This window comes from Paenibacillus sp. FSL H8-0261 (genome assembly GCF_045040645.1).
In the GTDB taxonomy this organism is placed as follows: Bacteria; Bacillota; Bacilli; order Paenibacillales; family Paenibacillaceae; genus Paenibacillus_AQ.
Genome location: NZ_CP150297.1, coordinates 5,560,288 through 5,574,534, shown reverse-complemented (window position 1 = coordinate 5,574,534; position 14,247 = coordinate 5,560,288). Strand labels below are relative to the sequence as shown.

The window sequence follows — 14,247 nt, the reverse complement described above, 5'->3', positions numbered from 1 at the left end:
GTTGCGAAGGGGTGGAGCTTTGGCGTTATGGGGGAGAAAAATCATGTTCTTGAGACACCAAACCCGTCCTGTCAATGTTGGCGGGCTCATTATTGGGGGAAACAACGAGGTTGCGATTCAAAGCATGTGTACAACCAAAACAGCTGATGTGGAGGCTACTGTAGCCGAAATTTTACGGCTTGAGGAAGCAGGCTGCCAACTGGTACGCGTTACTGTCAACAATGAAGAGGCAGCCGCCGCGATTAAGGAGATCAAGAAGCAGATTCATATCCCACTCGTAGCGGATATTCATTTTAACTATAAGCTCGCGCTGATGGCTATTGAGAACGGCATCGATAAAGTACGGATTAATCCGGGCAATATCGGTCGTCGGGAGAAGGTAGAAGCAGTAGTTAAAGCGTGTAAAGAAAAAGGAATTCCGATTCGGATTGGTGTAAACGCCGGTTCTTTGGAGAATCATCTCTTGGAGAAATACGGATATCCGACTCCAGAAGCTATGGTAGAAAGCGCACTGTACCATATTGGTATTTTGGAAGAGCTGGATTTCCACGACATTATCGTATCTTTAAAAGCATCCGATGTGCCAATGGCCATCGAAGCTTATCGTCAGGCTGCGGAAGTTATTCCTTATCCGCTGCACCTTGGGATTACAGAATCCGGCACCTTGTTTGCCGGTACAGTAAAAAGCTCCGCGGGTATCGGTGCACTGCTCTCTATGGGCATCGGCAGCACTCTGCGTATCTCGCTTAGCGCTGATCCGGTGGAAGAAGTTAAGGTGGCACGTGAGCTGCTGAAGACCTTTGGTCTGATCTCTAACGCGGCAACACTCATTTCTTGTCCGACATGCGGACGACTTGATATAGATCTCTTCTCCATCGCTAATGAGGTGGAAGAATACATTTCGAAGCTTAAGGTGCCTATTAAAGTATCCGTGCTCGGCTGCGCCGTTAATGGTCCTGGTGAGGCGCGTGAAGCGGATATTGGTATTGCTGGTGCCCGTGGGGAAGGTTTGTTGTTCCGTTACGGTCAGATGATTCGTAAGGTGCCTGAAGCGGAACTCGTGAACGAGCTGAAGAAGGAAATTGATGCGATTGTTGTAGCGTATGAGGCAACAGGAGAAATCCCAGGCCGCGCTCACGCTAATCTTGCACCTCCGGTGCAATCAAAGTAATTTGGTCTTTTACGAATTAATGATTCAATTCATAATAAGTGGCGAAGAACGCCCTGTTACACCCCGGTATATCCGGTGGTGGGAACGGGGCGTTTTTTTGCGTGGAATAAATTAATCAGGGGGAACATCGAATGCATTATGAACAAGCCCATGAAGCATTTATTGAGAAACATCTAGCAAGCAGGAATGGGGAACGACGAGGAAGGCTAGAGAGAGGGCATCGTCATGCCGAAGAAATGTTTTTACAGAATGTATGGTGGCCGCTTCGTGGAGATTTCAATGATCTACATCCGGAGTATGAAGTGCTGGATTGGCGCGGACGATCTTATTTCGCGGATTATGCTTTTTTGCCGGGGCCTATCAAGCTCTTGTTCGAGATCAAAGGGTATGCAGCGCATGTGAGGGACATGGACAGGCTGAAGTATTGTAATGAGCTAAATCGTGAGACGTTTCTGTACGGAATGGGTTACCAAGTAATTTCATTTGCCTATGACGATGTGGAACAACGCCCAGAGCTATGCATTACACTGCTGCGTGTGGTGCTAAGCCGTTACTTAATTGTAGATGCACCGCATGGAAAATTACTATTTGCTGAGAAGGAAATCATGCGATTAGTGGTTCGCCAAGCGGGGACAGTTCGTCCCAAAGATGTAGCAGAGTATTTTGCTATAGACCCCAAAACGGTACGATTGATGTTGATGAAGTTGTGTGAAAAGGGCTGGTTGAAGCCTGTGAGAAGAGGGATCGGTGTTAAAAATGTTGAGTATAGGCTGGCTCGTGATGTCCTTTATTACTGGGATTAACATAGTAAGTTTAATGGTTGATGGGCTAATGTTTAAGGAATTACCTGCAGATGGGATGCTGGAAGTGCGAATGACTTGATTAGAAGGAGTGGGGTATGGAGTATGGTAAGGAAGTTGGTATGTTATATGTAGTTAGTATGGAATGTGATAAGGAATGTGGTGAGGAGTGCCGTAAGATGTGTACTATGGAGCGAAATTTGAAGCATTAATAAATAATTAGGGAAAACCTCCCTGAAAAAAGCCTAATATCGTTCCAAATCGATCTTTTTAGGGAAAACCTCCCTAATAAATGAGCGATTCACCTTATTTATAACCATTTTGGCTGATAATCAGGGAATAATTCCCTAATTATCAGCCTAGAGTCCATAAACAACATATAATCAGGGAGGAAATCCCTAATTATCCGCTTAGAGACCATCTTAAGCTTCTTCCATAGATGACTTAACGCCATTGAGCACACAGTCGACAGAAATAGGGGCCTACCGAACGTGAACGTAGCTCCAAGGTCTATGACTGTTCATACTCATCTTCCAGCTAGAGGGGGTGGTGAAGAATCTGAGGTGCATCTAGCACTCCTTAGAACTTTCAACCCCCCATTTATAAATTCCTGCTACTTGTCCTACACCAACAATTCAACAAATCCTCAATTGTGCGTTTACTAATTACCGAAACGGCTATACTACCTAATAGTAGCCAAAGGTGGAAAGGTAGACTGAACGAAACAGGAGGATGACCTATGGAATTAAGTATAGTTGTGATGATCGTGCAGCTCTTTTTCGCGCTGGTTATCGGCGTATACTTTTGGAATCTGCTGCGGGGTCAGAAGACAAACAAGACGGCGGTAGACCGAGAGTCGCGTAAGGAACTGGATAAACTACGGAAGATGCGTATGATTTCACTAACCAAACCATTGTCGGAGAAAACTAGGCCGGCTTCTATTGGAGATATTGTTGGGCAAAAAGATGGGCTCCGTGCCCTGAAGGCCGCACTATGTAGTGCTAATCCGCAGCATGTGATTATTTATGGTCCGCCAGGAGTCGGCAAGACTGCAGCGGCGCGCGTGGTCATGGAAGAGGCGAAAAAAAATGTCCTTTCCCCTTTTAAAAGTGACGCCAAATTCACTGAAATTGATGCGACGACCGCTCGTTTTGATGAGCGTGGTATTGCCGACCCGTTAATCGGATCGGTGCATGATCCTATTTATCAAGGTGCTGGAGCCATGGGCGTAGCAGGTGTGCCGCAGCCAAAGCCAGGAGCGGTGACGAAGGCGCATGGCGGGATTCTTTTTCTGGATGAGATCGGTGAGCTTCACCCCATTCAGATGAATAAGCTGCTAAAGGTGCTGGAGGACCGGAAGGTTCTACTAGAGAGCGCGTATTATAATTCGGAGGACAATAATACTCCGGCTTATATTCATGATATTTTTCAAAATGGCTTACCTGCTGATTTCCGGTTAGTAGGTGCGACTACGCGTTCCCCGGATGAGATTTCTCCCGCGCTGCGTTCACGCTGCATGGAGATTTATTTCCGTCCGCTATTGCCGGATGAGATTGCAGTCATCGCGCGTGACGCGATACAGAAGATCGGACTGAAGCCAAGCCCTGAAGCAGTCACTGTTGTGCAGCAATATGCAACAAATGGCCGGGAGGCAGTCAATATGATTCAGCTCGCAGCTGGATTAGCGCTGACGGAGCAGAGAGATACGCTAAATGCTGCTGATGTAGAATGGGTGGCAGGCAGTAGCCAGCTTCCACTTCGAACAGAGCGCAAGATTCCTTCCGCGCCGCAGATTGGATTGGTTAACGGACTTGCAGTGTATGGACCGGGAATGGGCACCTTGCTCGAGATCGAAGTATCCGCAGCACCTGCGCAGAACGGTCAAGGTAGATTGAACGTAACCGGAGTAGTAGATGAGGAAGAGATCGGTGGAGGTTCTCGCACGATTCGGAGAAAGAGCATGGCTAAAGGCTCCGTTGAGAACGTATTGACCGTACTGCGTACTATGAATCTGGAACCAGACCGTTATGATCTGCATGTGAACTTTCCAGGTGGAACACCCATTGACGGACCCTCAGCAGGGGTTGCGATGGCAGTTGCTATCGTCTCCGCTATTCGTGGTCTTCCAGTGGATAATACCGTAGCGATCACTGGTGAGATAGGTATTCATGGGCGTGTGAAGCCTGTTGGTGGTGTAATTGCGAAGGTGGAGGCTGCTTTTCAGGCAGGAGCTACTACGGTGCTTATTCCAAAAGAAAACTGGCAGTCCCTATTCGCTGACCTCGCCCCACTACGCGTCATTCCAATGGAAACGGTGGAAGAAGTATTCCGTCATCTGTTCGGCGCCGATACAGCAGATGTAAGGCTTCCAGCAGTAGCTGGAGAGTTATTCTCAGCAGCACCTTCACTCCTGAAGGCTGATGCCGCTGGCGAGTCTGCAAAGGGTTGAGCTTAAATTATTACCTAAAATGTAAGCTAGGGTGTTATGGTTTCGATAAGTAAATCGAGACTTGTCGATGTTAAATAAAGGGAGCCGCAGGCGTGTCTGCTGCTTCCTTTTTTAAAGTATAGATTCACACTTTCCATAATCCTTACATTTCTTGGAGAAACGTTGCCGTTTTTTAAGGATAATAAGGTTGTTTATTCTTAAATTGCAAGTACTTTGTTGGTGTTTTGGGGCTGCTTTTGTTAGAATGAATTCATATGAGATTAATTGAGAGCCATGGGAGGTGCGAAAGCGATGATGACAAATAAAACAAAAGGTCGTCGTTTTCCTTTATTACCGCTAAGAGGTCTTCTTGTGTACCCAAGCATGGTTCTTCACTTGGATGTGGGCCGTGAGAAGTCAGTTCGGGCACTAGAAAAAGCTATGGTTGAAGATAATTTAATTCTTCTGTGTTCACAGTCGGAAGTGAATATTGAAGAGCCTGGTCAGGACGATATTTTTCGGGTCGGTACTGTCGCGAATGTGCGGCAAATGCTGAAGCTGCCAAACGGTACGATTCGTGTACTGGTTGAGGGTGTAGAACGAGCCGAAATTATTAATTATATCGATAATGATGAGTATTATGAGGTTATGGCGCGCGAGCTACCAGAAGAGGAAGATGGCGATCAAGAGTGTGACGCGCTGATGCGTACAGTACTTAATCAGTTCGAACACTATATAACGTTATCCAAAAAAGTGACACCAGAGACACTGGCTGCTGTATCCGATATTGAGGAGCCTGGTCGTCTTGCGGATGTTATTACGAGTCATTTATCGCTAAAGATTAAGGATAAGCAAGAAATTCTTGAGACGATTGATGTAAGTAAACGGCTAGAGAAGCTTCTTGATATTCTGAATAATGAGCGTGAAGTGCTGGAGCTTGAACGTAAGATCAATCAACGTGTGAAGAAGCAGATGGAGAAGACGCAGAAGGAATATTATTTGCGCGAGCAAATGAAAGCGATCCAGAAAGAACTCGGCGAGAAGGAAGGCCGGGTGGGAGAAGCGGAAGAGCTGCGGAATCTCATGGAAGAGAAGAATTTGCCGGAACGCGTGAAAGAGAAGATGGAGAAGGAAATCGATCGTCTGGAAAAAATGCCAGTGAGCTCAGCGGAAGGTGGCGTAATTCGCAACTATGTGGATTGGCTGCTGGGTCTTCCTTGGAATGAACAGACAGAAGATGACCTTGACATCAAGAAGGCAGAACAGGTACTTGATGAGGACCACTACGGTTTGGAAAAACCAAAGGAACGGGTATTGGAATATTTAGCTGTTCAGCAGTTGGTGAAGAAGCTAAAAGGTCCGATCCTATGTCTTGTAGGGCCTCCAGGTGTGGGCAAAACCTCACTGGCTCGTTCCATCGCACGTTCACTTAATCGTAAGTTCGTTCGCATTTCGCTTGGCGGTGTGCGTGATGAAGCGGAGATCCGTGGTCATCGCCGGACTTATGTGGGTGCGATGCCAGGCCGAATCATTCAAGGTATGAAGACGGCGGGAACGATTAATCCGGTTATCCTGCTAGATGAGATTGATAAAATGGCTGCAGATTTCCGTGGCGACCCATCCTCAGCATTGCTTGAGGTATTGGACCCAGAACAGAATAATACGTTCAGTGACCATTTTGTCGAGTTGCCGTTTGATTTATCGAACGTTATGTTTGTTACAACAGCGAATGTAGTGCATAACATTCCGCGTCCGCTACTCGATCGGATGGAAATGCTGTTCATTCCGGGTTATACGGAACTGGAGAAATTGCAGATCGGTAGCCGTTATCTTTTGCCGAAGCAGAAGAAGAACCATGGTCTTGCAGAAGATCAGCTGATCATCGAAGACGACAGTTTATTGCGTATCGTGCGTGAATATACTCGTGAATCCGGTGTGCGTAATTTGGAGCAGCAGATTGCAGCGTTATGCCGCAAAGCCGCGAAACAGATTGTGTCCAAGGAAAAAGAAAGTGTAGTCATTCTGCCGGATGACATCAAGGATTACCTGGGTGCATCGAAATACCGTTACGGTATGGCGGAGCTTGAAGATCAGATTGGCACAGTAACTGGACTGGCCTGGACTGAGGTTGGTGGCGATACGCTGTTGATCGAAGTAACTGTCGTGCAGGGAACGGGCAAGCTGACGCTTACTGGACAACTGGGCGATGTAATGAAGGAGTCGGCGCAGGCCGCTTTCAGTTATACACGTTCGAAGGCGGAGGAGCTGGGACTCCAGCCCGATTTTTATGAGAAGATCGATATTCATATCCACATTCCTGAAGGTGCGATTCCGAAGGATGGCCCATCTGCAGGGATTACGATTGCTACCGCATTGATCTCCGCACTTACGAAGCGTTATGTTTCGAAAGATGTGGCCATGACCGGTGAGATCACCCTGCGTGGACGTGTATTGCCGATCGGTGGACTGAAAGAGAAGTCTTTAGCTGCACACCGTGCTGGATATAAAAAGATCCTTCTTCCTAAAGACAATGAACGTGATCTGAAAGAAATTCCAGAGAGCGTACGTAATGATGTGGAGTTCATACCAGTATCTAACATGGATCAGGTCTTGCATCATGCGTTAGTTGAGCATCATAATGAAATTAGCAGTGAGCCACCGAGTAGTGTGCATTAGAAAGGAAGTCCTATGAAAGTTAATATTGCCGAATTTATAATCAGTGCCGTTGGCCCTGATCAATACCCTGATGATGCTTTGCCAGAGGTTGCTCTGGCAGGGCGCTCCAATGTAGGGAAGTCTTCCCTCATTAACCGAATGATTAACCGCAAGAATCTGGCTCGGACAAGCTCCACTCCAGGTAAGACCCAGCATATGAACTATTACCGTATCAATGAAGACACCATGTATTTTGTTGACTTTCCAGGTTACGGATATGCTAAAGTGTCGAAGACGCAACGTGCAACATGGGGCAAGATGGTGGAAAAATATCTATCTGAGCGCGATACGTTGAAGCTTGTTCTGCTCATCGTGGATCTGCGTCATCCGCCGACCAGCAATGATAAGATGATGTTCGACTGGTTGAAGCATTATGATCTTCCTATGTGTGTAGTAGCGACTAAGGCGGATAAGATTCCGAAGACTCGCTGGCAAAAGCATATCAAGATCATGAAGCAGGAGCTTGGCGTGCTGCCAGGGGATAATTTCATTCCATTCTCTTCAGAGATTGGCCTTGGTAAAGAAGAACTTTGGGGATTGATTGATGGGTATGTTCTCTCCTCTCCAGATTCTGAAGATGCTGAAATAGATGGAAATGAACCTCAGCAAGAGGAATCTACTGAAGCATAAGACAAGAACTCATTTACAATCAAGCAACCATTCCATTTGGGAATGGTTGTATTTTTTTGTGGGTAAAACTAAATTTTCTATGTGAAGGGACCGATAGATAACATATGAAAGATATCCATTGCCACATCTTACCCTTTATGGATGACGGAGCTACTGATTGGGAATCCGCTCTCGCCATGGCGCAAGACGCCTATAGGGACGGGATTACATCCGTCATTGCCACACCACATCACGCCAACGGTCAATATATGAATAACTCTGCTAGTATAAGAGAAGCAGTGGATCTGATGAATGAGAAACTTCGTCAGCATGGCAATCCACTGCTTGTTCTTCCAGGTCAGGAAATCAGAGTGTACGGAGATTTACTGGATGATCTGGAGCGGGGGCAACTGCTAAGTCTTGCAGACTCGCGGTATATTTTGCTAGAAATGCCTTCTTCACGAGTCCCACGCAACATGGAAGAAATCTGTCACGAGTTGATCATTCAAGGGTTCGTTCCGGTCATCGCCCATCCGGAGCGTAATGCTGAAGTAGCTGCCGATCCTTCTAAGTTAGAAAGATTGATAGAGCTGGGATCACTTGGTCAGGTAACCGCACAAAGTCTTGCAGGCGTCTTCGGGAATAAACTTCAGAAGCTATCCCTGGAGTTATGTCGTAGAAATGCAGTACATGTGTTGGCCTCTGATGCACATGACAGTGTTCATCGTCCTTTTGGATTACATGCTGCTTATGTGGTTTTAGAGAAACAATTAGGTCCTGAGGTGCGCGACTATATGCGCGAGAACTCTCAGCAAATTGTGGCAAATGGAGAGGTTATTCGTGGTAATCACGTACAAAAAAGGGGGAATCGACACAAATTGTTTGGGATTTTTTCCCGAAAGGGCTGACTAATCTACCTAATAGTGGTAGAATGGGTTTTATTGGGTGAATCGTTGATATACGTAATAGTGTAGACATAAGGTGAAATAGTCTAGGACTATAGTAACAAAAGGAATTTAAATACATATAAAGAGGTGGATATTTAGTGACTTTGAAAAAGAAACTAGTAGTATCAACATTGGCAGTTAGCATGGCAGCGGTTGCAGTAGCAGGACTTCCGCTTAGCAGCAAAGGATTGGCAGCGCAGTTTGGAATCGTTGGAACAGCATCTGCTGCGACTAGCGTGGATTTTGCAAGCTTGAAGGAGCGTGCAACGAAGCTTTATAGCACGCTTACTGATGCTGATAAGCAGACGCTTCGTGATTTCCGTACTGAGCTTCAAACTCTTTCACGTGAACAACTGGAAGCAGACTTTGCACCTGTTTTGGCTCAACTTGAGCTCAGCGCTGAACAAAAAGCTACATTGTTTGATCTCTATTTAGAAGTAGTATCGTCTATCTATACTCCGGATTTATCCGCAGTGACAGATATTCTGAAGTCCCCAAATTATGAGGCTTATCAAGCACTACTTAAGGAGATCGGTAAACAAGCTGGTATAACTGATCTTTCCGTTGAAGAAGTTTACAGCTTCATCTTTGGTTCAAACGGTGTTGAACAGAAACTAATCAACCTGCTAAAAGGAAAATCAGAAACGGATCTGGCTGACCTTATTATTCATCCGAACAGTGAATTGGCGAATCAAGTGAAGACTATTGTTCTCGACAGCACCATTGGTACTGCCAACTATTCCTTGAGAGCGTCTCTAGCAGAACTTAAGATTACAAAAGATATGATTGCAGCAACCAAGAATAACGTTGAATCTAGACTTACTAATGAAAAAGCAGCCGCGCTAGTTCTGGCGAAAGCTTACTATAATGCCTATCTTAAATCATCTACAACTACACCGACTAATCCTAGCACTTCAGGTTCAGGTTCCGTAACAACTCCACCTGTACTAACTGTGGATCAGAAGCTGGCAGCCGCTGCTACTTATGATGTATCTAAACTGGTACAAGTAGTAGATGGTAAAGCAACTGTGAAATTGGTAGATACCGATACAATCAATGCATTGGCTAATCTTGCTGCTGCAGCTAAAGCTGCCGGTAAAGAAGGTACTGCCCTTACGCTGACATTGAATCTTGGCACGATCACTGCGCCTACTGTTGAAGTTCCGTTGTCCAAAGCTATTGTTGAAGCAGCTAAGACTAATGGCATTGCGAATATCGCAGTAACCTTTAATGGCGTAACCGTAACAATTCCAGTGAGTCAGTTCAGCACAGCAATCGCATTGACTGTAACAACTGCTAAACCAGAAGTGGTAACTTCTGTTACCAAACTGAAATTGGCTTCGGATGTATACGAGTTCGGACTCAGTGTGGATGGTGTAGCGACTAGCACATTCAAACAACCAATCACCATTAAACTTCCGCTTAAGAATACTGATGGTCTTGATAAAGAATTGCTGTCCGTAGCGAAGCTTGTATACGGTAGCCTGCAATTCCAAGGTGGTGTTCTTGACGGAGAGTTCATCGTAGAACCACGTGATACTTTCTCATCCTATGCAGTGCTTGAGAATAAAGTAAACTTTACGGATATTGCTAGTGTACAAGCATGGGCTGGCAAACAAATTCAAGTCGTAGCTGCAAAAGGCGCGATTGAAGGCGTAGGCGAAGGTAAATTCGCACCGAAGAGCAATGTAACTCGTGCAGAGTTCGCTAAAATGCTGATTCGTGCGCTTAACCTGGAGAATAATTCAGCTGTACAAAGCTTTAGCGATGTAAGTTCAACTGCTTGGTATGCACCATATGTAGCAGTTGCAGCAGAAAAAGGAATCATTACTGGACGCAGTGCGGCTAAGTTCGATCCTAATGCAACTATCACACGTGCAGAGATGGCAACTATGATCTCCCGCGCAGTGAAATCTATCAATCCAGCTGCAACAACGAATGTAACGGCAATCAGCCAATTCTCCGATGCTGCTAAGATCAGCGCATCTTTGAGAGATGGCGTAGCATTCGCAGCAGATCATAACTTGGTTATCGGAAATGCTGGTAAGTTCAACCCGAACGATACGGCAACTCGTGCTGAAGCAGCAGTAATTATCTACCGTACTATTAACTTCAAGTAAGTAAATTAAAAAGTATAGTATACAGCCTCCTCTCATGTAGGTGAGAGGAGGCAATTTTTTGCCAATAGGGAAGTGCTGTAATATAGTAACGAAATATTTCAGAAATAGCTTGGAGGTAATTACACTTGTCATCACAAGAATTGGATCTTCGCGATTATTTTCAGATCGTCAGGAAGAGACTATGGCTGATTGTTAGCATAGTTGTTTTGGTGTGCGGTGTTGCTGGTGTGTACAGTCTGTATATTAAGAATCCGGTGTATGAAGCATCCACTAAGATTATTGTTAACCAGACACCGAATCAATCGGCAGCAGCGCAGCTTGATTTGAACCAGATTAATACTAATATTCAATTGATTAATACGTATAAGGAAATTATTAAGACTCCGGCCATCCTTGATATTGTTACGAGAGATTATCCGCAGTTCAATATTACTGCAGAAGAGCTGTTGAAGAAGGTTAATGTGAGCTCCGTCAATAATACGCAGGTGATGACACTTGTCGTTCGAGATAATTCGTATCAGCGAGCCGCTGAAATCGTGAATGCCATTTCACTTGTATTCAAGGATGAGATTCCTAACCTATTTAACGTGGAGAACGTATCGATTCTGAATGAGGCCAAAGTGAATCCACTTAACGAGCCAAGACCCGTAGAACCGAATGTCTTAATGAATATGGCTATAGCTTTCATCGTTTCCTTGATGATTGGTTTAGGGATTGCTTTCTTGCTGGAATACATGGACGATACGCTGAAGACTGAAGCCGATATTGAGAAATATCTTGGTCTACCAACGATAGCGATGATTACAAGATTGGGTTCAGAAGAAAGCAAACAAGGCGCAACACAGGCACAGACGCAAACATCCAGAAAGGCGGGCGAACTCGAACATGTCACAGCTGCCAAATAAACAAAGACATCTGATTACCGTTACGAACCCTCGCTCCCCTGTATCTGAAGCGTTTCGTGCGCTACGCACGAATATTGATTTTTCCTCTGTAGATGAGACTATCCAAGTAATCATGGTAACTTCGTCCGGACCGGAGGAAGGTAAATCAACAGTTTCTGCTAATTTAGCTGCGGCTTACGCACAGGCAGATAAGAAGGTATTGTTGATTGACGGTGATTTGCGAAAACCGACAGCACATAAGACTTTTTCGCTTAGTAACCGATTTGGGCTATCTTCACTACTGTCGCAGCAGGCGGTTCTTGAGGATACTGTCCAAGATTCTGGTGTTTCCAATCTTTCCATTATGACCTCAGGACCGATTCCTCCGAACCCAGCAGAAATGATGGCTTCTAATCGGATGAGTACTCTTTTGCAGGACTTGCGCCAGCGTTATGATGTCATTCTTATTGATACTCCACCGTTATTGGCGGTTACAGATGCGCAGATCATGGCTTCCAAGAGTGATGGTGTCATTATGGTTGTCAGCTATGGCAAGGTGAAACGCGATATTGCTGTAAAAGCTAAAGCTAACCTTGATCGTGTAGGTGCGAAAATGCTTGGCGTGGTTCTCAATAATGTAAAACGTAAAGCCAGCGAAGGTTACTATTACTACTACTATGGAAATTGATTTGTTCTTTAACAATAATGTTGTTTTTGGAGGCACTGAAAATGACAGCGAAATCTAGAGTGATTCTTTTATTCTTCATTGATCTTGCGATCATTTGGTTCAGTATTGTGACATCTTATTTGTTTCGGTACCCTAACCATGCTCTTCAGGAATACGTTGTACAGATGCTGCAATTTGGTTTGATTGCAACATTTGCATTCGGTGGAAGCCTGATATACTTCGGTCTTTACCGAAGAATGTGGCAATATGCCAGTATCGGTGAGATTATATCGGTTTCTAAAGCTATTGTAGTAGGGTCTTTATTTTCATTTGCACTGGCGTATCTAATTTTGCCGGATAGAGTACCTCTTGCCATAGAAGTTCGGTCGATGGAGACTATTCTTTTATTAGTAGGTGGAGTTCGATTTTTGTGGAGAGTACTTCATAATGATCGAATCAATTACAAAGACACTAAGACCCATACACTAATTGTAGGTGCAGGCGATTGTGGAATATTAATTGCCAGGGAAATGATGGGACCTTCTTTTGCTCATACCAAGCTAGTAGGCTTCATTGATGATAGTATCAATAAATATCATATGTCTATACTGGGTGTGCCAGTGTTAGGCAATCGTTACGCGATTCCCGCTATTGTGAAAGAACGGGAAATTCATGAGATTATTATCGCTATGCCTTCCGTTTCACGTACTGAAATCTCTGAAATTATTAATCTGGCGAAGAAGACAGGGGCCAAACTTAAGATTATACCGGCGCTTAACGATCTGATCGCGGGAAAAATATCAGTGAAGAAACTGCGAGATGTTAGCGTTGAAGATTTACTAGGCCGTGAACCGATAATAGCAGATTTGAACAGTATTCTAGGTTATGTACACCACAAGACTGTGTTAGTTACGGGGGCTGGTGGATCTATTGGTTCAGAGCTCTGTCGGCAGATTGCCCCATTTGGTCCCGACAAGTTAATGTTACTTGGACACGGAGAGAACAGCATTTATATGATTGAAATGGAGCTTCGTAAGAAGTTTCCTGATCTGAATATTGTTACCGTAATCGCGGATGTACAGGACCGCAGTCGGATGATGGACGTATTCAGTAGCCATAAGCCACATGTTGTCTTTCATGCGGCAGCACATAAACACGTTCCATTGATGGAGCGGAACCCTTCTGAAGCCATTAAGAATAATGTCTTCGGAACAAGGAATGTTGCGGATTGTGCAGATAAATATGGTGCGGAGAGATTTGTAATGATCTCTTCGGATAAAGCGGTAAACCCAACGAGTGTGATGGGTGCAACTAAGCGTATTGCTGAAATGTATGTGCAAAGTCTGCATACCACAAGTAGCACGAAGTTCTCAGCCGTGCGTTTTGGGAACGTGCTTGGTAGTCGTGGAAGTGTAATTCCGGCCTTTAAAGAGCAGATTGCTGCTGGTGGACCAGTCACTGTTACTCATCCGGAAATGGTCCGATATTTTATGACGATTCCAGAAGCTGTTCAGCTTGTAATCCAGTCGGGTTCTTTTGCCAAAGGTGGCGAAGTGTTCATTCTGGATATGGGAGAACCAGTAAAGATTCTAACGTTAGCAGAAGATTTGATTACACTCTCTGGTTATGAACCTTATAGGGATATTGATATTCAGTTCTCCGGTATTCGTGAGGGCGAGAAGTTATATGAAGAACTGTTAACAGATGAAGAGAACTTAGGCTCTACAGATCACGGAAGAATCTTTATCGGTAGACCTAATGTAATAAGTCTGAATCAGCTAGAACTGGAATTCAAACGTTTGGAACGTGTTCTCGCTGAAGAACCTGAAGTTATTCGCGAAATAATCAATCAGATTGTACCGATGCAGCCCGTTGCCCAAGTTGCTATCAGCTAAATCATTCATAA

At 44.9% G+C, this 14,247-nt stretch carries 10 protein-coding genes; all 10 read left to right on the top strand.

Annotation, left to right across the window (positions count from 1 at the left end):
* The first annotated feature begins 43 nt into the window (after positions 1–43).
* The 10 genes from ispG (at position 44) to MHI27_RS24805 (ending at position 14,236) form a co-directional block, all read left to right on the top strand.
* The gene (ispG, locus tag MHI27_RS24850) at positions 44–1,171 is read left to right on the top strand and encodes a flavodoxin-dependent (E)-4-hydroxy-3-methylbut-2-enyl-diphosphate synthase (protein ID WP_036685055.1); all 1,128 of its coding nucleotides are present in this window, start codon (positions 44–46) and stop codon (positions 1,169–1,171) included.
* Between the two features lie 131 nt (positions 1,172–1,302).
* Complete coding sequence (locus MHI27_RS24845; RefSeq protein ID WP_405174905.1) at positions 1,303–1,974, top strand: type IV toxin-antitoxin system AbiEi family antitoxin domain-containing protein; 672 nt, start codon at positions 1,303–1,305, stop codon at positions 1,972–1,974.
* A 736-nt stretch (positions 1,975–2,710) separates the two neighbouring features.
* Complete coding sequence (gene lonB, locus MHI27_RS24840; RefSeq protein WP_341124288.1) at positions 2,711–4,420, top strand: ATP-dependent protease LonB; 1,710 nt, start codon at positions 2,711–2,713, stop codon at positions 4,418–4,420.
* 291 nt (positions 4,421–4,711) lie between these two features.
* Positions 4,712–7,075: an endopeptidase La gene (gene lon / locus MHI27_RS24835; protein WP_042191259.1), complete on the top strand. Its 2,364-nt coding sequence runs from the start codon at positions 4,712–4,714 to the stop codon at positions 7,073–7,075.
* Between the two features lie 12 nt (positions 7,076–7,087).
* Positions 7,088–7,744 carry a ribosome biogenesis GTP-binding protein YihA/YsxC gene (gene yihA / locus MHI27_RS24830; protein WP_405174904.1) on the top strand — a complete coding sequence of 219 codons (657 nt, stop codon included), beginning with the start codon at positions 7,088–7,090 and terminating at the stop codon, positions 7,742–7,744.
* A 104-nt stretch (positions 7,745–7,848) separates the two neighbouring features.
* Positions 7,849–8,631 (top strand): tyrosine-protein phosphatase, encoded by a 783-nt coding sequence (locus MHI27_RS24825; protein WP_042191253.1) that lies wholly within the window; start codon positions 7,849–7,851, stop codon positions 8,629–8,631.
* Positions 8,632–8,768: 137 nt separating this feature from the next.
* Positions 8,769–10,790: an S-layer homology domain-containing protein gene (locus MHI27_RS24820; RefSeq protein ID WP_405174903.1), complete on the top strand. Its 2,022-nt coding sequence runs from the start codon at positions 8,769–8,771 to the stop codon at positions 10,788–10,790.
* A gap of 125 nt (positions 10,791–10,915) precedes the next feature.
* Positions 10,916–11,695 carry a YveK family protein gene (locus MHI27_RS24815; RefSeq protein ID WP_405174902.1) on the top strand — a complete coding sequence of 260 codons (780 nt, stop codon included), beginning with the start codon at positions 10,916–10,918 and terminating at the stop codon, positions 11,693–11,695.
* Positions 11,676–12,362 carry a CpsD/CapB family tyrosine-protein kinase gene (locus MHI27_RS24810; RefSeq protein WP_042191248.1) on the top strand — a complete coding sequence of 229 codons (687 nt, stop codon included), beginning with the start codon at positions 11,676–11,678 and terminating at the stop codon, positions 12,360–12,362. The genes MHI27_RS24815 and MHI27_RS24810 overlap by 20 nt, the downstream gene beginning before the upstream one ends.
* A gap of 41 nt (positions 12,363–12,403) precedes the next feature.
* The gene (locus MHI27_RS24805; RefSeq protein ID WP_405174901.1) at positions 12,404–14,236 is read left to right on the top strand and encodes a polysaccharide biosynthesis protein; all 1,833 of its coding nucleotides are present in this window, start codon (positions 12,404–12,406) and stop codon (positions 14,234–14,236) included.
* Positions 14,237–14,247: the final 11 nt, after the last annotated feature.

Coding starts and splice junctions, on each gene's coding strand:
- ispG (WP_036685055.1), top strand. CDS start 44: ATGTTCTTGAGACACCAAACCCGTCCTGTCAATGTTGGCGGGCTCATT.
- MHI27_RS24845 (WP_405174905.1), top strand. CDS start 1,303: ATGCATTATGAACAAGCCCATGAAGCATTTATTGAGAAACATCTAGCA.
- lonB (WP_341124288.1), top strand. CDS start 2,711: ATGGAATTAAGTATAGTTGTGATGATCGTGCAGCTCTTTTTCGCGCTG.
- lon (WP_042191259.1), top strand. CDS start 4,712: ATGATGACAAATAAAACAAAAGGTCGTCGTTTTCCTTTATTACCGCTA.
- yihA (WP_405174904.1), top strand. CDS start 7,088: ATGAAAGTTAATATTGCCGAATTTATAATCAGTGCCGTTGGCCCTGAT.
- MHI27_RS24825 (WP_042191253.1), top strand. CDS start 7,849: ATGAAAGATATCCATTGCCACATCTTACCCTTTATGGATGACGGAGCT.
- MHI27_RS24810 (WP_042191248.1), top strand. CDS start 11,676: ATGTCACAGCTGCCAAATAAACAAAGACATCTGATTACCGTTACGAAC.
- MHI27_RS24805 (WP_405174901.1), top strand. CDS start 12,404: ATGACAGCGAAATCTAGAGTGATTCTTTTATTCTTCATTGATCTTGCG.